This is a genomic window from Dactylosporangium salmoneum, from assembly GCF_039532525.1.
In the GTDB taxonomy this organism is placed as follows: Bacteria; Actinomycetota; Actinomycetes; order Mycobacteriales; family Micromonosporaceae; genus Dactylosporangium; species Dactylosporangium salmoneum.
In genome coordinates, this window is sequence record NZ_BAAARV010000007.1 from 80,865 (window position 1) to 103,319 (window position 22,455).

Below are 22,455 nucleotides of genomic sequence, written 5' to 3' on the forward strand. Positions count from 1 at the left end.
GCACTATCCCGCCAGGTGGCCCCAGCGGGACTCGAGCTCGCGCCAGGTGCCCTGGGCCGCGGCGGCGCCGCCCTGCAGGACCACCACCCGGTCCGCCTGGGTGAGGGCGGCCCGCTTGGAGGTCGAGCCGATCACCGTGACGCCGTGCTCGCGCAGCGCCCGCCACAGGGCCAGCTCCGTGGTCACGTCCAGGGCCGAGGACACGTCGTCGGCGATGAGCAGTTCCGTGCGCGGGGCCAGGGCGCGGGCCAGGGCCAGGCGCTGCAGCTGGCCGCCGGACAGCCGGGTGCCCTTGTGGCCGATGAGCAGGCCCAGGCCGGCGCCGGCGGTTTCGAGGTCGTGTTCCAGCTGGGCGGTGGAGACGGCACTGTGGGCGTCGACCTCGTGGCCCAGCGCGATGTTGTCCGCGACCGTGCCCGACAGCACCCGCGGCAGCTGGGCCACGTAGCCGATCTGGTTGGGGCGCAGGAACATCTCCGGCTCGGTGACCGGCTCGCCGTTCCAGCGCAGCCGGCCCGTGTGGTGCACGATCCCGGCCAGGGCCCGCAGCAGCGACGACTTGCCCGACCCGACCGGGCCGACGACGAGGACCAGCTGGCCGCGTTCGATCGACAGGTCGAGGTCGCGCACGGCGACGGTGCCGTCCTCGTGTACGGCGGTGAACCCGTCCAGCTCGAGCCGGCGCAGCGGGTGGCGGGGCGCGGCGACCGGGGCCGGGGCGGTGCCCTCCGAGAGGTCGACGCCGGGGACGGCGGCGGCGTACTCGACCACGCCCGCCATGTCCACCGTCCGTTGGGTCCACACCCGGGCCGACGGCAGCTGCGAGACGAGCGACGCCGTCGTCCAGGCGAACCAGCGCGCCGAGCCGAGGGTCGACACGGCGACGAGGGCGGCGCCGGCCGAGATCTGGCCGGACAGCAGCAGGGCCCAGGCGCCGATCGGCAGCAGGCCGCTGGCGAGCGCCGGGGTGGAGCGGGCCCACACCTGCACCGCGATCTCGCGGCGCTGGCGCTCGCTGCGGGCGCCGTCGAGGCGGGCGAGGTGGGCGAGGACGGGTGCGGTGGCGCCGGAGAGCTTCACCGTACGGGCGGCGGAAATGCAGGACACGAGCGCCGTGGCGAACGCGGCGCGGGCCGCGACCGTCTTCTGCGCCGAGGCCTTCAGCGCCGGGCCGAACAGGGTGGCGGCGAGGCCGGAGAGCACGATGGTGGCGGCCATGAACAGGGCCGGGACGAACGAGCCGGACACGACCGTCATCGCCACGAGGACCCACACGCAGATCCACTGGTCGATGAGGTTGTCGGCCAGCACGACGACCCGCTCGGTGTCGCCGCCCTGGGCCACCACCTCGGCCGGGGTGTGCTTGCTGACCCGGCGGGCGCCGGTCTGGCCGTGCACGAGGCGCAGGCTGATGCGCAGCAGCTGGCGGACCCACCACTCGGGGAAGAGGCGGCCGGTGAAGTACGGCAGCGGCATCGCGATCAGCAGGGCACCCGCGATGGCCAGGGCGGGCCACCACACGTCCCCGCTGCCGTCGACGAGGTCGGCCCACAGCCACGGCAGCACGGAGCCGTCGAGGCCGACGACGGTCATGAGGGCGAACAGCACGACGGAGACGAGGCCGAAACGCCAGTCGTTCGTCGCCAGCCGGAAGATGTTCCAGAAGGTGCGCGCCTTCGGCCGCTCGGGCAGCGGCGGCGGGTCGGCCTTGGCGGCGGCGGTGGTCACGACGGTCCGGACGACGGGCGGCGCGGGGGAGTCGGCGGTCTCGGCGGTCTCGGCGTTGGACGTGGCGAGCAGCTCGGCGAAGCGCGCCGACGCGGCGAGGGGGCCGGCCTCGAGCACGGCGCCGTCGGCCATCACGACGACTTCATCGCACTGTTGTACCGAGGACAGCCGGTGCGCCACGATGATGCCGATCCGCCCGGTGAGCAGCCGTGCGGTGGCCCGCTGCACCTGCGCCTCGGTCACCGGGTCCAGCCGGGCGGTGGCCTCGTCGAGGATGACGACCTGCGGGTCGCGCACGACGATGCGGGCGAAGGCGACGAGCTGCTCCTGCCCGGCCGACAGCACGTGCCCGCCCTCGCCGAGGCGGGTCTGCAGCCCGTCGGGCAGCTCCGCGACCCAGCCGGCGAGGCCGAGCTCGTCGATGGCCCGGGCGGCCGCGCCGAGCAGTTCGGGGTCGAACAGCGCGATGTTCTCGGCCAGGGTGCCGGCCAGGATCTCGGTGCGTTGCGGTACCACGGCGATCCACCGCCGCAGCTGCTCCACGTCGAGGTCCAGCAGGTCGGTCCCGCCGAGGAAGACGGCGCCGCGGGGCAGTTGCACGGCCCGGGTGAGGACCTTGGCGAGCGTCGACTTGCCCGAGCCGGTGCGGCCGATGAGGGCATAGGAACGGCCCCGGGCGAACGTGAGGGTCACGTCGCGCAGGGCCGGGCGGTGGGCGGTGGGGGAGTAGCGGAACGTGAGGCCGCGTACCTCGAGATCGCCGGCGGCGGGGGGAAGCCCGCCTATCGGTTCCTGTTCGGCCTCCCGCAGCAGCTGTACCCGGGCCCAGGCGCCCAGCGCGTACTGCAGCTCCGGCACCATCCGGCTGGTGTGCTCGACGGTCGCGCCGAAGCCGAGCGCGAGCAGCCACACGGCGCTGAGCCGGGCGACGTCGATGTGTCCGGTGGCCAGGCCCCACACGCCGCCGAGGACGACGAGGGCGATGCCGAGCCGGACGAAGGCGGAGGCGACGGAGGTGACGGCGGAGGAGCGGACCCAGACCTTGCGGCCGCGGGAGAGCACGGTGGCGGCCCGGCGGGCGTAGAGGCGCAGCACGTAGGGGCGGGCGAGGGTGGTGCGGACGTCGTCCTGCCCGTGGATGCTCTCTTCCATGACGGCCGCCAGGTCGGACCAGGCCTCTTCCTCGCGCATGCGGGCGGCGGCGATCTTCGCGGTCGGCGCGCGCAGGGCCAGGGTCAGCACGACGGCGATGACGATCATCGCGAGGCCGGCCGGCCACCACACGAACAGCGCGGTCGCCACCGACAGCACGGTGTAGCAGGCGGCCTGGGCGATGCGCACGCCGGCGTTGCGCAGCTCGGCGCCGACCTGGTAGACGTCGCCGTCGATGCGGTCGAGCAGCTCGCCGACCGGCGTGGTCTCCAGCGTCGGCAGGTCCTGGCCGAAGGCGACCCGGCACAGGCGGCGGCGCACGTCGGCGGCCCAGTCGGCGGTGAGCCGGGCCATGACGAGCCCGACGGCGAGGTCGGTGAGCACGGCCGCGGCGAGGGCGGCGGCGAGGACCGCGAACATGGCCCATGACCTGTGGATGAGGACCGCGCCACCGACGGCCGAGGCGGCGGCCTGCCCGGCCGCGCCGAGCACGACGAGGAGGGCCACGAGCGCCGTTCGGCGCGGTGATGTGGCCCATAGGTCACGGATGAGGCGCATGGTGAGTCCCCCGGGGTGAAGCGCAGCGGTGGTCCTAGCCTGCCCTTCACCCCGGGGTAGCTCAACGCATTTACAGCGGGACGGCGAGCACCTTGCCGCTGTCGGGGACCGGTCCCTGGGGGCCCCATCCGGCGGTGAGGGCGAACAGGGTGCCGTCGCCGACCGCGCACGAGAAGCTGCCGTCGGGCGTCTCCACGACCCGGTCGACGGCGCCTTGCGGCGAGACGCGGACGCACCGTCGGTTGGGCACGTCGGCGTACCAGATGAAGCCGGCGTCGAGGCAGATGCCGTCCGGCGCGGAGTCGGGCACGCTCGCGAGGACGCGCCGGCCGGTCAGCTCGCCGCCGGGGCCGATGGTGAAGGCGGTGAGCTGGCCGGCGTAGGACTCGGCGACGACGAGGTCCCCGCCGGCGACCACCATGCCGTTGGGGAACATCAGGTCGCCGGCTACCTGCCGTACGTCACCGTCGGCAGTGACCAGGGCCACCAGCCCGGGCCGGAACTCCTCGCCGGGGAAATCGAAGCCGATGGAGTTGACGTAGGCGTTGCCGCGCGCGTCGACGGCGATCTCGTTCCACGGTGCGTCGGCGACGGCCCGCAGGTCGGCCACGGCGGTGAGCTCGCCGCCGGGCTCCTGGCGCAGCAGCCGCCGGCCGGAGCCGTCGACCACGAGCAGCCGCCCGTCGGGGAGCCAGTCGAAGCAGATCGGCAGCGCGTCGAGGCGGGCCATCACCTCGGCCGGCCCGCCGGGCTTGATCGCGAGGATCTCGCCGGCGCCCCAGTCGGCCAGCCAGATCCGTCCGTCGCGCCAGCGCGCCGACTCCGGGATGCCCAGGCCGCTCAGCAGTGTGTCGGTCATGGCGGTTCCTCCGGGAAGAAGTCCAGGATGTTGTCGAACGTGGCCTTGCGCCCTTCGTCGGCGGCCGCGGTGAGCTCGTCCGCGTCGAGCGCGGCCCGGACCTGCGCGGCCACGCCAGCCGTCCACGGGCGGGTCTGGTCCGGCCCGCCGCGCAGCACCTCGGCCGCGGCCAGGAGGGTGGCGGCCCGCCGGGGCTCGCCGGCGAGGAGGGCGGCCTCGGCCGCGTCGTCGAGGACCGCGCCGATCATCGGCGCGTCGAACGCGGCGAGGCCGTGCCCGATCGCGGTGCGGGTCACGGCCCGGGCCGTGGCGTGGTCGCCGTCGTGGGCCAGGACCAGGGCCCGGCCGCTGTCGAGCATGCCGACCATCTGCGGCGAGACGCGGTTGCCGACGACGAGCTGCTGGGCCCGGGCGAAGCGGGCGCGGGCCCGGTCGAGCTCGCCGGCCCGCAGCGCGCGGTGGGCCCAGGCGTACTCCACGAAGGCGATGCTGTCGGGCACCCCGGAGCGCAGGGCGGTGCGGCGGGCCTCCTCGAACACGGCGTCGCCCTTGTCGGGGTCGCCGACGAGGTAGTACTCCTGGGCCAGGCGCACCTCGGTCACCGGCCGGTCCTCGGTGGAGCCCAGCGCCCGCAGGTAGGCCAGGGCGTCCTCGTAGTAGGCGATGGCCTCGGCGTGGCGGCCTCGGCGGGCGACCACCTCGGCCAGGGCGGACAGCGCGAAGGACATGCCCCAGCGTTCGCCGATGCCACGGAAGCAGGCCAGCGACGACTCGAACGAGGCCAGGGCGTCGTCGATGCGGGCCCCGACGTTGAGCACGGTGTGGCCGACGAGCAGCCGGCCCACGCCGGCGATCCACGGGTCCGGGTCGTCGGCCAGGGACCCGATGCGGTCGATGACCTGCGGCACCGGCCCTTCCCGATAGAGCCCGGCGATGACCTGGAAGAGCCGGAACATGGGGTGGCTGCCGTCGTAGTCGATGGCGGCGCGGAACCATTCGTCGAGCAGCTCGGTGTCGCCGAGCCCGTCGAAGCCGTTGACGGCGGCGGTGCCGCAGGCCATGGCGTAGGCCTCGGGGTCGACCGGGCCGGGCAGCGCGAGGGCGTCGGCGGCCAGCAGGGAGCCCTCGACCCGGTGGCCGCCGAGCCACCAGTACGAGCCGACAGCCGCGGTGAGGCGCACGGCCAGGTCGGCGTCGCCGGCGTCGATGGCCCGGCGCAGCGCACCGTGCAGGTTGTCGTGCTCGGCCTCGAGCACGGCGAGGGCCTGCAGCTGGCGGCTGGTGCGCAGGTCGGGTTCGAGGCGTTCGGCGAGGGTCAGGAACCAGGCGCCGTGGCGGCGGCGCAGCTGGTCGGCCTCGCCGCGCTCGTCGAGGCGTTCCAGGCCGTAGGCGCGGATGGTCTCCAGCATGCGGTACCGCCCGTCGTCCCCGCCGAGCAGCAGCGACTTCTCCACGAGGGTGGCCAGGAGCTCCTCCACGTCGCCGAGGCGCCCGTCGGGGTCGCAGACGGCGGCGGCGGACGCGGCGGTGGCTCCGCCGGGGAAGCTGGCCAGCCGGCACAACAGCGCCCGCTCGGGCTCGTCGAGCAGGTCCCAGCTCCAGTCGACGACGGCGCGCAGCGTCTGGTGGCGGGGCAGTGCGGTGCGGCTGCCGCGGGTCAGCAGCCGGAACCGGTCGTCGAGGCGGTCGGCGATCTGGGCCGGGGCGAGGGTGCGGCAACGGGCCGCGGCCAGCTCGATCGCGAGGGGCATGCCGTCGAGGGCCCGGCAGATACGCACGGCCGCCTCGACGGTGCCGGCGTCGAGGACGAACCCGGGCCGCACGGCCGCCGCCCGGTCCCGGAACAGCCGCACCGACGGGTACCGCTCGGCCTCGACCTCGTCGGCGCCGGGCGGGGGCAGGGGGAGGGGTTCGACGCCGTACAGCGCCTCGCCGGTGATCCCGAGCGGTTCCCGGCTGGTGGCGAGGATGCGCAGGTGCGGGCATTCGCCGAGCAGCCGTTCGGCGAGCGTCGCGGCGGCGGCGATGACGTGCTCGCAGTTGTCGAGCACGAGCAGCAGCCGCCGGTGCGCGAGGGCGTTGGCCAGCCGGCCAGGCGCGTCGGTGCCGTCGTGCTCGGCCGTGCCGCCGCGCAGCCCGGGCCCGGTGGTGCCGGCCGGGTCGCGCAGCCCGAGGGCGGCCCAGACGGCCTGGATGACCTCGGCCGGCCCGGTGATCGGGGCCAGCTCGGCCAGCCACACCCCGTCCGGGAACTCCTCACCGAGCGTGCGGCCGGTCTCCACGGACAGCCGTGTCTTGCCCGCGCCGCCCGGCCCGACCAGCGCGACGAGCCGTCCGGCGCCCACGAGGCGGCGGACCGCGCCGATGTCGGCGTCGCGCCCGACGAAGCTGGTGAGCGCGGCCCGCAGGTTCCCCGCGACGGGCGCCCGGCGTTCCCGCTCCGCCTCGCCCCGGAGGATCCCGAGGTGTACGTCCATGAGCTGGGCCGACGGGTCGGCGCCGAGCTCGTCGGCGAGCCGGGTCCGCAGCCGCTCGAACGCGGCGAGGGCCTCGGCCCCGCGCCCGGCGTCGGCGAGGGCCCGCATGAGCAGCGCGACGAGCCGCTCGCGCAGCGGGTGCGTGGCCACCAGCGCCTCCAGCTCGGCCACCACCCGCTCCCCGATGCTCAGCTCCGCGTGCAGCCGGTCCTCGGTCGCGGCCAGCCGCAGCTCCTCGAGGCGGGCCCGCCAGGGCCGGGCGAACGCGGAGTCCCCGGCGTCGGCCAGCGCCGGCCCGCGCCACAGCTCCTCGGCCCGCCGGAAGAGCTCGGCCGAGGCCGCCGGCTCGTCCTCGGCCCGGGCCGCCCGCACGAGGTCCTCGAACCGCACGTGGTCGAGGCCGGCCGGGTCGACGTCGAGGAGGTACCCGCTCGGGCGGGCCTGCAGCACCCCGTCGGGCAGCGCCCGGCGCAGCCGCGACACCAGGGAGTGCAGGGCGTTCCCGGCGCCGGCCGGAGGGTGCTCGCCCCAGACGCCGTCGACCAGCCGGGCGGCGGGCACGACCCGCCCGGGCTCCAGCGCCAGAAGCGTGACGAGCACGCGCAGGCGCGAGCCGCCGACCTCGACGGGCGCGCCGTCGCCGGTGTGCACCTCGAGCGGTCCCAGCAGGCCGATCCGCAAACGACCCCTCCCCGTCGCACGGCCGGCCGTGGTCGACGATGCCGGTCGTGGCCCTTCCGCCGATCCGGACGGAACGGCTCGTGCTCCGCGAGCCTACCGTCGCGGACACCGCCGACGTTCCGGTGTTTCGCGGCGCGCTTTCGTCGACCACCTGCTCCTTTTGGGCGGTTCATGGATGGCTGGGCGGTTCGGTGGGTAACAGTCGTCCGTGCGCATATTCTTCGACCGAGTGTTCACGTGGGCCCGGACCGACACCGGCGATCTGCTGCGCCACGCCCGCCCCCTGCACGGCATCCTCGGCTGGTGGGCGTCGGCGAGTTTCGGCCTCCTCGGCGTGCTGCTGGCCGCGCTGTGGCCGATGCCGATGCGCGCCCTCGGCCCGGCGGTCGTCGGCGCCTGGCTGCTGTGCACCGCCTTCGCCCGGCTCGGCGGCACCCAGCTGCTGCGGGCCTGTTACGGCGGTCTGCCGGTCCTGCTGCTCGGCGCGGCGCTGCCCGCCACGGCCGGCATCATGATCATCCGCCAGCCCGACCTCGACTCGGCCACGATCGCCGCGGCGGCCGCCCTGGCGTTCGGTATCCCCGCCGCGGTCGACGGCGCCGTCTCGGGCCGCTATCCGCGCCCGGCCCGCGACCTATTGCGCGTGCGCGCCGCTGCCGGGATCATCGCCGCTATCGCGGTTCCCGCCGCCCCGGTCGCCGGCATCATGATCGCCGCGGCCGCGGTGGGCCTGGCCGATCTCGCTGTGGCTGCCCGCCTGATGCCCGAGGTGCAGCGGCTGGCCGACCTGCCTTCCCCGCGCGGCTCGATTGATCTCGTCCGCGAGGGCTCCGTGGAGGATCGTTAGGGTCCGGGCAGGCGGTCGCCCTGCCGGACCAGGCCGTTCTGGTAGGCCAGGACCACGAGCTGGGCGCGGTCGCGGACGTTCAGTTTGGTCATGGCCCGGTTGACGTGGGTCTTCGCGGTCAGCGGGGACAGGAACAGCCGGGCGCCGATCTCCTCGTTCGACAGGCCGTGCGCGGCGAGGATCACCATCTCGCGTTCCCGCTCGGTGAGCTGGTCCAGGCCGGTCGCCGTGTCGGGTGCCGGTGGGCGAAGCTGCGAGAGGAAGCGGCTGACGAGTCCCCGGGTCGCGGCCGGCGACAGCAGCGCCTCGCCGGCGGCGACGACCCTGATCGCGGCGAGCAGGTCGTTCGGCGCGACGTTCTTGCCCAGGAAGCCGCTCGCTCCGGCCTGCAGCGCCAGGACGACGTTGTCGTCGTCCTCGAAGGTGGTGACGACCAGGACGCGTACGCCGGCGAGGCTGTCGTCCGAGCAGATACGCCGGGTGGCCTCCAGTCCGTCGACGTTGGGCATGCGGATGTCCATGAGCACGACGTCGGCGCGCCGGCTGCGGGCGAAATCGACGGCTTCGCGGCCGTCGGAGGCCTCGGCGACCACCTGCATGTCCGCCTCGGCGTCGATGATCATTTTGAAGCCGGCGCGGATGAGTGCCTGGTCGTCGGCGAGCAGGACCCGGATCGTCATGATCGCTGATCTCCTTCGGCGGTGATGTCGGCGGCCGCGTCGTGCTGCGGCGGGCCGGCCGGCTCGGTGGCCGGCAGGGTGACGTGGACGCGGAACCGTCCACCCGGCGCCGGGCCGGCGACGACGGTGCCGTGCGCGGCGGCGGCGCGCTCGCGCATGCCCAGCAGCCCGAACCCGGAGCCGGTCGGCCGGCCGGGGCGGGCCGCGCCGATGTCGTTGAGGACTTCGATCGTGACCGCGCGGGCGGTCCAGGCGATCGTCACCTCCGCCGCGCCGCGGCCGTAGCGGTGCGCGTTGGTCAGCGACTCCTGCACGATCCGGTACGCGGCCAGGTCGGCGATGGCCGGCAGCGGGCGCGGCTCGCCGTCGCTGCGCAGCTCGATCCGGAAACCGGTGGCCGCGAAGTTGCGGATCAGGTCCGGTACCCGATCCAGCCCGGGACTCGGCTCGGTGCTGTCGGTCTCGCCGGGCTCACGCAGCACGCTGATCACGGACTTGATCTCCCGTAGCACGGTGTCGGACGCCTCCCGGATCACCTCCAGCACGGGTCCGGCCTGTTCCGGGTGCCGGGCGATGACGTGACCGGCGGCGCCGGCCTGCACGTTGATGACGGCGATGTGGTGGGCGACGACGTCGTGCAGTTCGCGGGCGATGCGCAGGCGCTCGTCCATCACCCGGCGGCGGGCCTCGTCCTCGCGGGTCCGTTCGGCCTGCAGCGCCCGTTCGGTGACCTCGGCGATGTACGCGCGCCGGTTGCGCACCGCGTCCCCGAGCGCCCCGCCGCCGCAGATCCACGCGAACAGCCCGATGCTGCTCGCCGCCCACCAGTGGTCGAAGTCGACCAGCAGCCCGGCCAGGAACAGGATCCCGGAGACGCTGAGCGCGTACAGCCACGGCCGCCGGTGGCTCGTGTGCAGCGCGGTGCTGTACATGAGCGCGCCGAGGACCAGCAGCAGCGCCCCCGAGGGGGTCTCGAGGACGACCGTGAGCAGGGCCGCCGCGGTCACGGCGAGCAGCGCGGGCACCGGCCACCGCCGGCGCACGAGGATCGCCGCCACGCTCACCGCGAGGACCGCGGCCGTGCGGCCGGGGCCGGCCTGCCATTCCGACTGCAGCGCGAGCGCACCGGCGGCGCCGGCCAGCAGCAGATCGGAGAGCCGGGCCCGATGACGGGTCACCCAGTCACGGCCGAGCTCGATGATGTCGGTCCCCACCCCTTCGACGGTAGGCGGTGGCGTGTCGCCATTCGTCGTCCATTCGCAGCAACGCCCGCACGCCGCGATTACTGCGATCGCAGTAGCACCCGGCTCCCGTCGGACGACGATCTCGGCCCCGTCCGCGGCGATCGTGGAGTGGCAGTTGCATGTTATCCGTTCTGCAGTCAGGAGATCTTGCTCATGGCCACGCTGCTGTACCGGCTGGGCCGGTTCTCGTTCCGTCGCCGCTGGGCGGTCGCGTTCGCCTGGCTGGCGCTGCTCGCGGCCGCCGTGGTCGGCATGGCCGCGCTGGCGAAGCCGGCATCGTCGACGTTCAGCATCCCGGGCACCCCGGCGCAGCGGGCGATCGACCTGCTCGCGGAGCGGTTTCCGCAGGCGGCGGCGCAGAGCACCACGGCCGGCGACGCCGCCGCCCGGATCGTGTTCGCCGCCCCGGACGGCCAGACGCTGACCTCGGCCGGCAGCCAGGCGGCCATCGAGCGGGCGGTCGCCGACCTCGGCACGTCACCGCAGCTCGGCTCGGTCACGGACCCGTTCAAGACACGGTCCGTCAACCAGGCGGGCACCGTCGCCTACGCCGATGTCACCTACACCGCGAAGTCCGCGGACCTGACCGACGCCGCCCGCGGCAAGCTGACCGGCGTCATCGACACGGCGCGCGCCGCCGGGCTCACCGTCGAGGTCTCCGGTGACGCCGTGCAGGCCGCGAGCGACGCCCCGGTCGGCGAGATCCTCGGCGTCGTGGTGGCCGCGGTCGTCCTGCTCATCACGTTCGGCTCGCTGCTGGCCGCCGGCCTGCCGCTGCTGACCGCGCTCCTCGGCGTCGGCCTGGGCGTGGCGGTGATCGGCATCGCCACGCACTTCCTCGAGCTGTCCGGCACGACCTCGGCCCTGGCCACGATGCTCGGCCTGGCCGTCGCCATCGACTACGCCCTGTTCATCGTCTCCCGCTACCGGCACGAGGTCGCCGAGGGGCGCGAACCGCAGGAAGCCGCCGGCCGGGCGGTCGGTACCGCCGGCTCCGCGGTCGTCTTCGCCGGCCTGACCGTCATCATCGCCCTGGCCGGCATGGCCGTGGTCGGCATCCCGTTCCTCACGGAGATGGGCGTCGCCGCCGCCGGCACCGTCGCCATCGCCGTGCTCATCGCCCTCACCCTCCTGCCCGCGCTGCTCGGCTTCGCCGGGCGCCGGATCACCGCCGGGCGGACCCGCGGCCGGCGCGGCCACGCGACTCTCGGCACCCGCTGGGTCAGCGCCGTCGTGCGCCGGCCGGTGCTCGCGCTGCTCGTCTCGCTGCTCGGACTCGGCACGATCGCGCTCCCGGCGCTCGACCTGCGCCTCGGCCTGCCCACCGAGGGCACCGCCGCCGCGCCCGGCAGCACCCAGCGCAAGGCCTACGACCTGCTCACGACCGGGTTCGGCGCGGGCTTCCACGGCCCGCTGACGGTCGTCGTCGACGCGCCCGCCGGCGCGGCCGAGTCCGCGGCCGGGCAGGTCGCCCAGCGCATCACCGGCCTGGCCGACGTCGCCGCGGTCACCCCCGCGGCGACCAATCAGGCCGGCGACACGGCGATCGTCACCGTCATCCCGGACAGCGCCCCGGACGCGGCGGCCACCGAGGACCTCGTGCACGCCATCCGCGACCTCGACGGCACCGCGGGCGCGGGCGTCGGCGTCACCGGCACCACCGCCATCAACCTCGACATCAGCGAACGCCTGCGCAGCGCACTCCTGCCGTATCTCGCGCTCGTCGTCGGCCTCGCGTTCATCCTGCTCGCTCTGGTGTTTCGTTCCCTGCTGGTGCCGCTCAAGGCGACCCTCGGGTTCCTGTTGTCGGTTGCCGCGACGTTCGGCGCGCTCGTCGCGGTGTTCCAGTGGGGCTGGCTCGCCGGCCTGTTCGGCATCGCCCAGACCGGGCCGATCATCAGCTTCCTGCCTATCCTGCTGATCGGCATCGTGTTCGGGCTGGCCATGGACTACCAGGTCTTCCTGGTCACCCGCATGCGGGAGGACCACGTGCACGGCGCCCAGCCGCGCGACGCCGTCGTCTCCGGCTTCGGCCACGGCGCCCGGGTCGTCACCGCCGCCGCGCTGATCATGATGAGCGTCTTCTTCGGCTTCATGCTCGGCCCCGAGGCGATCATCAAGTCGATCGGCTTCGGGCTGGGCATGGCCATCCTGTTCGACGCGATCGTCGTGCGCATGATCGTCGTGCCTGCGGTGATGGCACTGCTCGGACGTGCCGCCTGGTGGCTGCCCCGCTGGCTCGACAAGGCCATGCCCAACGTCGACGTCGAAGGCGAGCAGCTGCGCCACCACCTGGACCGGACGGCCGACGAGCCGGCGGCCCGCGTCCTGGAGCCCTCGGCACGCTGACCTTTTTTGCCAGGCCGGGGCGTTACGGCAGCAGCGCCCCGGCCGGCGCCGGCACGTACGCGTCGAGGGCCGACCAGAGTTCGTCGGTCCCGGCCAGCGCCGTGGCGACCACCTCGTCGGTGGAGCGCAGCCACGCCAGGTGCCGCACGGCATGCCCGGCCACCGCGTCGAGTGTGACCGCCGGCGGGCTGGGCGCGACCGGGTCCCCGGAGCGGGCGATCTCCCCGTCCCCCAGCGCGACGCTTCCCGGGTCGGGCATCCCGTCCCGGACGGCGACATATGTCAGCACGACCCGCCCGAGCTCATACCGCCACGAGGTGGAATGCAAGACCGTGAGCGGCGGCGGCACCCAGCAAGGTTGAGGACCATCGCACTGGGCGGCCATCCCTGCCGCCGTGGCGTCCGGGTGAGCCCCCGAGGTCAGCTCGCCACCGATCACCCGGAAGCCGATACCGCCCCCGCGCGCCCCGACGACCAGCACCTCGACCCAGACCCGCCCACGATCTTGCTCCACACTGCCACTATGCGGTAGTTGCCAACAACTTGCAACAAGGGCGCCCTTTTATCGAATGATCCTTGAGTACCGATGCCGTAGCCTCGACCGGGCCACGATCACCGCCGCGGAACGGAGGGGCGCGCATGTTCGAGAAGCTCATCATCCAGAAGACGCTGCGGGTACCCGCCAGCACCGGCGAGGCCGGCGACGGCACCGCGGTCGCCCGGCAGCTGGACGTCACGCTGCTCGACGTCGGGTTCTCGGCCTCCCGCGCCCTGCTGGACCACATCGGCGCCCTGGCCACCGGCCCCGCGATGGACCTCGCCGCCACGGTCGTGTCCGCGGTGCGCGAGCTGGTCGGCGACCACGTCCAGCACAACGCCTACTTCATCGGCTTCCCCGACGACGTACCGGACACCGTCGAGTTCTGGACCGACTGCCTGCGCGCGGCCGTGCTCACCGGCGGCGGCACCGCGACCGACGGGCAGCTGCGCGACGCGGTCGCCTCGGGCCTGGTCAACCTGCTCGACCTGCCCGGCTACGGCACCTACCAGCACACCTACGCCGATCTCCTGGACGCCCACGACGCGCTGATCGCCTCGACCGGCGACCGGGTCACCCTGCTGCACCTCGGCGACACCGCCGAGGCGGAAGCGCAGCGGCTGTACCTGGCCCTGGCCGGCAGCACGACGCCGCTCGGCGAGGCGGACCTCGATCTGCTCGACGAGCTCGCCGTCGTCTGCGCCGACGGCCCGCAGCCGGCCGAGATCCCGGTGCGGGAGAACCGTGCCGTGCTCAACGACATCCGGCTCCTGCTCGGCCGGCCGCTGCTCGCCGTGGACACCACGACCGACGTGCTGCGCCTGGCCTGCCAGGCCTCAGCCGGCGACGTCTCGCTCGCCACGCCCACCCGATTCCGCGCCTTCCGGCGCCGGGAGCGGCGGGTCCTGCTCGGCGCGCTCAACGACATCATCGGCGCGAGCCCGGGCAAGCTCGGCGACGTCCCGCGCTACGCGGAGCGGTGGAAGCGGCTCGGCGAACGGCTGCACCCGCACGAGTACGCCCAGTGGCCGCACGCCCAGCAGGTGTTTGCGGTCGCGCGCGGCGAGCGCCGGGTGCCCACCCTCGCCGGCCGCGCCGAGGCGGCGATCCGCGCCGGAGCCATCGCCCCGGCCGCGGCGACGCTGTCGGCCGCCCCGGGCATGCTCCTGCGCTCGGCCGACCGCCTGCTGCGGCTGGCCCCGGCGGCGGAGCGGGCCGCTGTGGTCGAGGCGGTCACCGGTGCGCTCGGCTCGGCGTCGGGCCGGGTGCTCTGCTCGCTGCGGGAGCACCTCGACAACCGGCTGCGCCCCGCGTCCGCCCGCATGTTCGCGAACCGCGCCCGGCGCGCGTACATCGGCCCGGACCGCCGGCCACCGCTGCCCGCCGACCTGGTCGCCGACCTGTCGGCGCGCCTCGACGCGGAGATCGGCGCCCGGCTGCCCGAGTTCGACCGGCCGCTGCTGGTCGACCCGGCGGTGCTCGACGTCGCCCTGCCGCTGTCGGGCAAGGCAGCCGAGGGCGGCTTCGCCGTGCTGCCTCGTGGTTCGCGGAGCACGGTCAACGGTGAGCTGCTGCGCTTCTTCACGTACTGGCGCCAGGCCAGCCGCCGCACCGACTACGACCTGTCGGTGCTGCTGCTCGACGAGGACTTCCACACCGCCGGGCAGGTGTCCTGGACCAACTACAAGCACGACGGCATCGTGCACTCCGGCGACATCACCGACGGGAGGGACGGCGCGACCGAGTTCATCGACGTACCCCTTTCGGTCCGCGGCCAGTACGTGGTTCCGCAGGTCTACATCTACGCGGGGGAGTCGTTCTACGACGTCGCCGAGTCGATGTTCGGCTACCAGATCCGCACGGAGGACCAGCGCGGCGTCCCGTTCGAGCCCCGCACCGTGCGGGCCCGCTCGCAGATGCGCGGCGAGGGCCGCATCGCGCTGCCGATGGTGTTCGCCCGGGGCGAGCACGGCTGGCAGGCCGTGTGGCTGCACCTGTACCTGCAGGGCCGGCCGTCGTTCAACCGGGTGGAGGACAACAAGCTCACCGTGGCCGACCGGGTGCGGGCCGTGGTCGAGCGCCGCTACCTGACCATGTCCTACCTGGTCGACCGGTGGCGCGAGCGGGCCGACGTGCGGACCTGGGACGGCTCGCCTCCGGACGAGCCGGTCGTGTTCATCGGCCTCGAGGCCCCCGAGGCGTTGCCGGAGGGATCGGAGGCATATAGCTTGGATCGGCTCAGTGAGCTGATCCCTGAGTAAAGCGGCGACGGCCGAGGCCATGCAGGCGCTTCCTACTATTTCCGTTCGAATCGGGAACCTCCGCGCAAGCGGGGGATCTGGTGTAACTAGCGCCCGCGCTCTCCTCGGCCCGTCGCGGCTCCCTCAGCTCCGGTGTCCTGCCAGGGCGTGCCCAGCACCGGAACCACCGGCCAGCCGTGCCGTTGGCCCCACCGGCCGCGGCTGATCCGCCGCAGCAGCGCCCGCCACGGCCTGCGGCCCGAAACCCGGCCCACCGCCCCGACACGAGCGACGAGCTGCCGAACAGCCGCAGCCCGGTCCGCGTCGAGCTCGCTCGTGACGTCGTCCGTGCTCACCGGCCACCAGGCCTGTCAAACCACAGCCAGCTTCGATCGCGTGGCGGCCGAGTCCCTCGCCATCCTCTAGTTCTCTCCGCTACACCGGGCCGGCGTGCTTGGCGTCGGCGCTGCAATGGATGCCGGCCGGGGACGGCCGGTGCTGCCCGACTTCCAGTGCACACGCTTGGTGGTGACGAGCAGGCCGCAATGGAGACCGGCCGGGCTCGGCCGGTGCTGCCTGTCCTGGACGGTGCGGGGCTCGCCCTTGGTGAAGTCGCCGTAATGGAGACCCGCCTAATACGCGGTCGGCAACGCTCGTCCATGTACAGCCCGGGCGCTCGGTAGTAGCGGCCGCAATGGAGACCGGCCGGGCTCGGCCGGTGCCGCGCCCGCCACGACGGTCGTCGCCGCTGTCGCGGCGAATAAGGCCTATCTGGGCAACCGGGAGTTCAAATCCTCGCCTCCTGCGGAATGGGGGGTGACCCCGCGATCTGATTGGGGCCGGGTGATCCTATTGGCGGGCCCGGTCGAATTTCACTCGTCTGTACGGCGGATAGTCGCTACCGGTCAGAAACACCTATTTTTCTGGTCATCAATGACCGTTAGCCCTTGCGCGCACGAACGAGGCCTAAGGGCTTATTGCCGTGGCAATGCGTCCGCCCACGACGGCGGGCTCGTCCCGAGACCACAGCTAGGAGCTGTTCGATGCCATCTGGTCCGCCACACAACACCACCCCCTCCCGTCGCCGCGCCCGGACCCGCGTCGCGCGGCTGAGCGCGATCGCGCTCGCGGCGCTGCTCGCACTGCCGGTCGCGATGCTCCCGCAGCCCGCCTCCGCGGCGCCGGGCAAGGGCAAGAACCCCTGGCAGCGGGTCCAGGGCACGCCGCCCGGGAAGTCCAAGCACGGCCACCAGGCCGGGATGAAGGCGAAGCGCCTCGCGGCGTTCACCCTCGACCGGGCGGCCCTGAAGTCCGATCTGGACGCCGCGCCCCGCGAGCAGCGCACGGCAGCCCGCCAGGCGACACTCGTGGTCTCCCTGCCGGCGCCGGGCGGCGATCTCCAGCGGTTCGAGCTGGTCGACTCGCCCATCATGGAGGCGGGCCTCGCGGCCAAGCACCCGGAGATCAAGACGTACACCGGCCGCGGCCTCGACGACCCGACGGCAACCATCCGGGCCGACCTGACCCCGCTGGGCTTCCACGCCTCCGTGCGCTCCGCCGGCGGCGCGTGGTACATCGACCCCTACTACCACGGCGACGACAGCCTGTACGCCAGCTACTTCGGGCGCGACCTGACCAACGCGCACCCGGACTTCGCCGAGCAGGAGGACGTCGAGGCGACGGTCGCGCAGGCGCTGGCCGAGGTCCCGACCGGCCCGCAGGTCACGCTGCGTACGTACCGGCTCGCGCTGGTCACCGACCCGTCGTACGCCGCGTTCTTCGGCGCCGACAACGTCACGGCGGCCAAGGTGACCCTGATCAACCGGGTCACGCAGGTGTACGAGGACGAGACCGCGATCCGGCTCATCCTGGTCAACGACACCGACAAGATCAACCTGAACACGTCCGCCCTGGCGACCGAGCCCAACGGGCCGTGCGGCGCGGCCGCGTGCTTTACCACGGCGCAGCTCACGTCGTGCGCCAGCAGCACGCTGAGCCGCAACCGGATCGTGCTCGGCCAGCTCATCGGCGCGAGCAACTACGACATCGGCCACATCGGCCTCGGCGTGAACGGCGGCGGTGTCGCGAGCCTCGGCGTCGTCGGCGGCAACTCCAAGGCGCAGGGCTGCACGGGCCTGCCGCAGCCGGTCGGTGACTACTACGCCGTCGACTACGTGGCCCACGAGATGGGCCACCAGTTCGCCGGCAACCACACCTTCAACGGCACGCAGTACAACTGCTCGGGCGGCAACCGCAGCGCGGCGAACTCCTACGAGCCGGGCAGTGGGTCGTCCATCATGGCGTACGCCGGGATCTGCCAGCAGGACAACCTGCAGCCGCACAGCGACCCGTACTGGTCGCAGCGCAGCTACACGGAGATCACGACGTACATCACGTCGAACCGGCCGGCGATCAACGCAGTGCAGACCGCGTCGCTGTACGAGTTCGACACCAACGGCGACTCGTTCACGCTGCGGTACAACGGCAGCGACTCGGCGCCGATCGTGCGCGGCACGAACTACACGACCGCGGGCATCAAGGCCGCGATCGAGGCGATCCCCGGCTGGCCCGCCGGCGCGACGGTGACCGTGGCGGCGTTCGGTGGTAGCGGAACGCTGAACGACCAGGGCTTCCAGGTCACGTTCGGCGGCACCCTGGCCTCGACCAGGGTGGGTATGCTCTCGCTCACCGGCCCGTCCGGCACCTCCGGATTCGTCGGCGAGACCGCCAAGGGCGGCGCGATCGACAACGGCGGCATCATCGTGGAGCCGACCGCCAACCACGCGCCGGTCGTGACGCTTCCGGCCGCGTCCTACACCATCCCCGTCCGTACCCCCTTCACCCTGACGGGCGGCGCGACGGACTCGGACGGCGACACCGTCACGTACATGTGGGAGCAGAACGACCGCGGCGCGGCGGCCGGCACGGCGCTGGTCAGCAACACCAAGACCGCCGGCCCGCTGTTCCGGCAGTTCGGGGTCGCGGCGTACGTCAGCCCCAGCGACACCCAGCAGTACCACTCGCCGGGCGAGAACGCCGTGACCACGAACCCGACCCGGACGTTCCCCGACCTGGCGCAGATCGCGTCGGGCAACACCAACGCCGCGACCGGCATCTGCCCGGCCGCCCCACCGGCGCCGCCGACGGGCGGCGCGACGAACGTGCCGGCCGACCTCGTCGACTGCTACTCGGAGTTCCTGCCCACGTCGGACTGGGTCGGCTTCACCGGCGACCGGACCATGCACTTCCGGCTCACCGCCCGCGACGGGCACCCGGGCGGCGGCGGCGTCGGCAGCGCGGACGTCGCGCTGGTGCTCGCCCCCGCGGCCGGACCGTTCCTGGTCACCTCGCAGGCCACCCCCGGTACCGTCGAGGGCGGCTCGCAGCAGAGCGTGACCTGGGACGTGGCCGGCACGAACGCGGCGCCGATCAACGCGGCACGCGTGAGGATCTCGCTCTCCGTCGACGGCGGGCAGCACTTCACGTACGTCCTGGCCGACGACGTGCCGAACACCGGCAGCGCCACGGTGACGATGCCGAACGTCCCCACCGCGAAGGGCCGCATCAAGGTCGAGCCCGTCGGGAATGTCTTCTTCGACCTCAACGACGCCGACATCACGATCCACGCCGCGCCGGTGGTGTCCAACGACACGCCGTCGGGCACGGCCACCGTCGAGTACAGCGACGCGCTCTCCCCGACGGTGACCGTGACGGCGACCGATGAGGACACCGCGGGCGCCCAGCTCACGGCGACGGCGACCGGCCTGCCGGCCGGCCTGTCTCTCGCGGCGGCGTCGACCTCGGCCGGCGACACGCTGCCCGGCCGGCGGACATGGACCGTCACCGGGGCCACGACCGCGGCGCCGGGCGACTACCCGGTCAGCGTCGCCGTCACCGACGGCACCGGCATCAGCCGGAGCACCTCGTTCACCGTCCAGGTGATCGCGGAGGGCGCCGACGCCGTCTACACCGGAGACACGCGGGTGTTCACGGCGGCGGGCGAGAGCGGGGCGCCGACCCTGCTGCGCGCGACGGTGCGGGACGGCTCGGTGCTGCCCGGGTCGACCGACACCACCGCCGGTGACATCCGCCTGGCTACGGTGACGTTCCAGGAGGGTGGCACGACCCTGTGCACCGGCACGGTGGCGCTGCTCGGGACGGCCACGACGGAGGCGTCGGCGAGCTGCACCGCGACCCTGCCGGCCGGTGAACACGCCGTCATGGCCGTCGTCCGTGGCTACTACACGGGCACAGCCACCGCCACGGTGACCATCGCCAACGCCAACGGCCGGTTCATCACCGGCAGCGGCTCGGTGCGCCCGACCCGGCCCGCCGGCACCTACGCGACGACGCCCGGGTCCCCGGTGGACCTCACGCTGGACGCGAAGGTCAACAACGGCGCCGGCCGGACCGGGAGCGCGACGGTGAAGTTCACCTCCGGCGGCCACCAGTACGAGGTCCGCACGACATCGCTCAACGCCGTCGGCGTGAGCGCGGACGGCACGGCGAACGCCCGGTACACCGCAACGCTGGTCGACGTCACCAACCCGAAGAAGGAGGTCACCGTCGGCACGGGCCTGACGCTGCAGGTCACGGCCACCGACCGCGGCACCCCGGGCGCGTCCGACTCCGTGGGGGTCACGCTCTGGAGCGGCGGCACCCTGCTCTTCTCGTCGGACTGGACCGGCGCCAATACCGGTGAGATCAACCTCACCGGCGGCAATTTGACCGCACACACCTGATCGACCCGAGCAAGAAACTGAGGCTCCTCCCCATCGGGGGAGGAGCCTCAGTTTTGTTTCGGCCCAGTATCCGGCAGCACCCGAATACGCGACGAACGGCGGCAGTAACGCCCAGCCATGGCAATCCGCTTGTTCAATAATGTGCCTGAGCGAAATTGTGTGAAGTTTATGAAGGAAATGCCCGCCGTCCTTCACACAATAGAGAAAGGCCATAGCCGTAGGCGGCGCCGGCAGCTTGCTCAACGGAGGTCGATGTCGACCCGGTCCGCGGCGAGCATGCCCAGCAGATAGTCGAACGTGGCCGCCGGCGCCGGTCGTAGCTGGCGACGAGGCGCTCACGGGCGACGGCCGAGTCGGGCCACACCAGCCGATACTGCGTCGGCATGAACGGCCGCAACTGCTCCCGCGTCGGCTCAGCGAGCTGCAGAAGCCCGAGGCCGCCGCGGAGCGGGTCGAGGTCGGCGACGTACTGCTCGGCCCACGCCAGCCACGTCCGGGTCGCAGCGACCTTGCCGCCGCGGGCTGCGCGGCGGTCAACCCCGGCACGGCGAGCAGCGCCCGGGCGGTGGCGGCGTCGGTCGGCTCGCCCTGCGCCGGGTCGCCGGCCGGGGTCACCGCCGCGTGCGCCGCGCCCGACCACGCGGTGAGCAGGCTCGTCGCGGACCACAGGATCCGTGAGGCCCACTCGGGGCCGGGGAACGGCCGGGGGTACCACGGGTCGCTGTAGGCCGTCGTTCGCTCCATGGGCAGGGACGCTACTCCCAGTTCGGGTACGGGCGGCGCAGCACGAAGACGGCCCGGTCGAAGCGCGCCGCCGCGAGGTCGTCCGCGCGGATGAGCCAGTACAGCAGGACCCCGTCGTCGCCGTGCCAGGCGATGTCCGGGTCGCCCCGGTCGAACTGGGCCAGCAGCCGCACGTCCGCGCCCGGGCCGAGCGCGGCGACCGCGGCGTCGAGCTCGACCGGGCCGCGCAGCGGCTGCGGGTGGCCGCCGAGGCGGTGGTCGGGCTCGGGATCGGCCAGCGCCCTCGCGAGAGGCAGGCCGAACAGCGGGTGGCCGGGGTCGTCGAGCTCGGCGCCGAACGCCCGGCGCACCGCGGCGTCGTGGGCCCCCGGGGCGGTGGCGACGAGCCGCGCCCCGAGCCGGGTCCGCTCGTAGGCGTTGCCGCGCCCGGGAGTGCTGCGGCGGCGCACCGTCCGCCCGGCCGGGACATGGACGAGGCGGGCCGCCGCGGCCGGCACCGGGCCCTCTGCTTCGTCGTCTTCGTCGGCGCCGTCCTCGAAGAGCGCCTCGTCGACGAAGAACAGCAGCCGCCCCTGCGCCGGCACCCCGGCCGCCGCGGCCGCCTCCGGGGCCAGCGCGCCGAGATCGACGGTGGCCACGTGGTACAGCGGGCGCCCGCCGCCGGCCTCCGGCCACGGCACGTCGTTGGGCAGCTCCGGCTCGCCCCCGAGGTGCCCGACCACGGGCGTGCGGACGTCCCCGACCGGCAGCGGGACGAGCCCCACGGCCGCCCGGCGCAGGCCTAGCCACCGCTCGGCGACGCCAGCGGGAAAGACGTCACGGGCGAGGGCCACGAGCTCGTCATCGGTGCGCACCCGCGCCATGCTGGCACCTCAGGCCAACCCGCCCGGCGCGGCCAGGTCTCCATCTCGCGGGCGGGCCTACGGGACGCCTCGGTCGCGCAGCGCGGCCGCCACTGCGCCGGGGCCGCCCCGAAAGAGCCCGACCTGCACGGGATAGCCCCGCCGCCCGCCGCGAGTGCGTGTTGGAGACAGCTGGCCCTTTGCGTTTTGCAACGCGACGGTCGCCGCCGGGTACGGGACGATGTCGACGTTGGCGAGGATGGACCGGCCGCGGACCGTTGCCGACTCCACGTCCGACCACGGGACCAGGACCGCCCGGGTGCGGGTCGTGCCGATTTCCACTCCGGCGGCGGACAGCCGGACCCAGTGCAGGTTGCGGATCCGCATTCCGAACAACACGCTGAGGACGCCGACGGGAGTGATCATAGGCTGCAGAGATAGGGCAAAGTGGACGGTGCGGTCGAGTAGCGCCGTCAGCCCGACGTAGACCAACGTACCGAACAGCCAGATGAAGACGACGGCGGCGGCATACAACGCGACGGTCCGGCCCACGGAGGTACGGAACAACACAGCGTCAGGCTCTGGCGGCGGTGGGATCACGGCATCATTGTGCGGCCGCAGTCCACTCATGCGACTCCTGCCGGTGTCCTGTGATTCTCTGTCTGTCAATCCCCGGTGACCGTGGAAGACCCCGTTGTGCGGCTCGGACCCTCCAGCGCTTGGGCGCAGGTGGTCCAGGATCGACACCAGGTCGTCGTCGGCGAACCGGCCGGC

At 73.5% G+C, this 22,455-nt stretch carries 12 protein-coding genes; 4 read left to right on the forward strand and 8 right to left on the reverse strand.

The annotated features are described in order from the left end of the window. Positions 1-3: 3 nt before the first annotated feature. The 3 genes from ABD352_RS05885 to ABD352_RS05895 all read right to left on the reverse strand — a co-directional run bounded on the left by ABD352_RS05885 (position 4) and on the right by ABD352_RS05895 (position 7,455). Positions 4-3,438 (reverse strand): ATP-binding cassette domain-containing protein, encoded by a 3,435-nt coding sequence (locus ABD352_RS05885; RefSeq protein ID WP_344611178.1) that lies wholly within the window; start codon positions 3,436-3,438, stop codon positions 4-6. 70 nt (positions 3,439-3,508) lie between these two features. Next, positions 3,509-4,297 carry an SMP-30/gluconolactonase/LRE family protein gene (locus tag ABD352_RS05890; RefSeq protein ID WP_344611179.1) on the reverse strand — a complete coding sequence of 263 codons (789 nt, stop codon included), beginning with the start codon at positions 4,295-4,297 and terminating at the stop codon, positions 3,509-3,511. Then, the gene (locus ABD352_RS05895; protein ID WP_344611180.1) at positions 4,294-7,455 is read right to left on the reverse strand and encodes an AfsR/SARP family transcriptional regulator; all 3,162 of its coding nucleotides are present in this window, start codon (positions 7,453-7,455) and stop codon (positions 4,294-4,296) included. The genes ABD352_RS05890 and ABD352_RS05895 overlap by 4 nt, the downstream gene beginning before the upstream one ends. Before the next feature lie 208 nt (positions 7,456-7,663). Between ABD352_RS05895 and ABD352_RS05900 the strand changes: the two genes are divergently transcribed. Beyond that, on the forward strand, positions 7,664-8,302 hold the full coding sequence (locus ABD352_RS05900; protein ID WP_344611181.1) for a hypothetical protein: 639 nt from the start codon (positions 7,664-7,666) through the stop codon (positions 8,300-8,302). Here ABD352_RS05900 and ABD352_RS05905 read toward each other — a convergent pair. Continuing rightward, positions 8,299-8,982, reverse strand: a complete 684-nt coding sequence (locus ABD352_RS05905) for a response regulator (RefSeq protein ID WP_344611182.1) — start codon at positions 8,980-8,982, stop codon at positions 8,299-8,301. The two genes, ABD352_RS05900 and ABD352_RS05905, sit on opposite strands and share 4 nt — an antisense overlap. After that, positions 8,979-10,196 (reverse strand): sensor histidine kinase, encoded by a 1,218-nt coding sequence (locus ABD352_RS05910; protein WP_344611183.1) that lies wholly within the window; start codon positions 10,194-10,196, stop codon positions 8,979-8,981. The genes ABD352_RS05905 and ABD352_RS05910 overlap by 4 nt, the downstream gene beginning before the upstream one ends. Positions 10,197-10,379: 183 nt before the next feature. Between ABD352_RS05910 and ABD352_RS05915 the strand changes: the two genes are divergently transcribed. Beyond that, on the forward strand, positions 10,380-12,575 hold the full coding sequence (locus ABD352_RS05915) for an MMPL family transporter (protein WP_344611184.1): 2,196 nt from the start codon (positions 10,380-10,382) through the stop codon (positions 12,573-12,575). A gap of 22 nt (positions 12,576-12,597) precedes the next feature. Here the strand turns inward: ABD352_RS05915 and ABD352_RS05920 are convergent, their stop codons facing one another. Further along, positions 12,598-13,089: a hypothetical protein gene (locus ABD352_RS05920; protein WP_344611185.1), complete on the reverse strand. Its 492-nt coding sequence runs from the start codon at positions 13,087-13,089 to the stop codon at positions 12,598-12,600. 125 nt (positions 13,090-13,214) lie between these two features. Here ABD352_RS05920 and ABD352_RS05925 point away from each other — a divergent pair, with 125 nt between their 5' ends. Then, positions 13,215-15,374 carry a TerD family protein gene (locus tag ABD352_RS05925; protein ID WP_344611186.1) on the forward strand — a complete coding sequence of 720 codons (2,160 nt, stop codon included), beginning with the start codon at positions 13,215-13,217 and terminating at the stop codon, positions 15,372-15,374. Positions 15,375-16,396: 1,022 nt separating this feature from the next. Continuing rightward, positions 16,397-20,095, forward strand: a complete 3,699-nt coding sequence (locus ABD352_RS05930) for a reprolysin-like metallopeptidase (RefSeq protein WP_344611187.1) — start codon at positions 16,397-16,399, stop codon at positions 20,093-20,095. A gap of 755 nt (positions 20,096-20,850) precedes the next feature. Here ABD352_RS05930 and ABD352_RS05935 read toward each other — a convergent pair. Both ABD352_RS05935 and ABD352_RS05940 read right to left on the reverse strand, forming a co-directional pair. Continuing rightward, positions 20,851-21,693, reverse strand: a complete 843-nt coding sequence (locus tag ABD352_RS05935) for a DUF1963 domain-containing protein (protein ID WP_344611188.1) — start codon at positions 21,691-21,693, stop codon at positions 20,851-20,853. Positions 21,694-21,759: 66 nt separating this feature from the next. After that, complete coding sequence (locus ABD352_RS05940; RefSeq protein WP_344611189.1) at positions 21,760-22,233, reverse strand: hypothetical protein; 474 nt, start codon at positions 22,231-22,233, stop codon at positions 21,760-21,762. Positions 22,234-22,455: the final 222 nt, after the last annotated feature.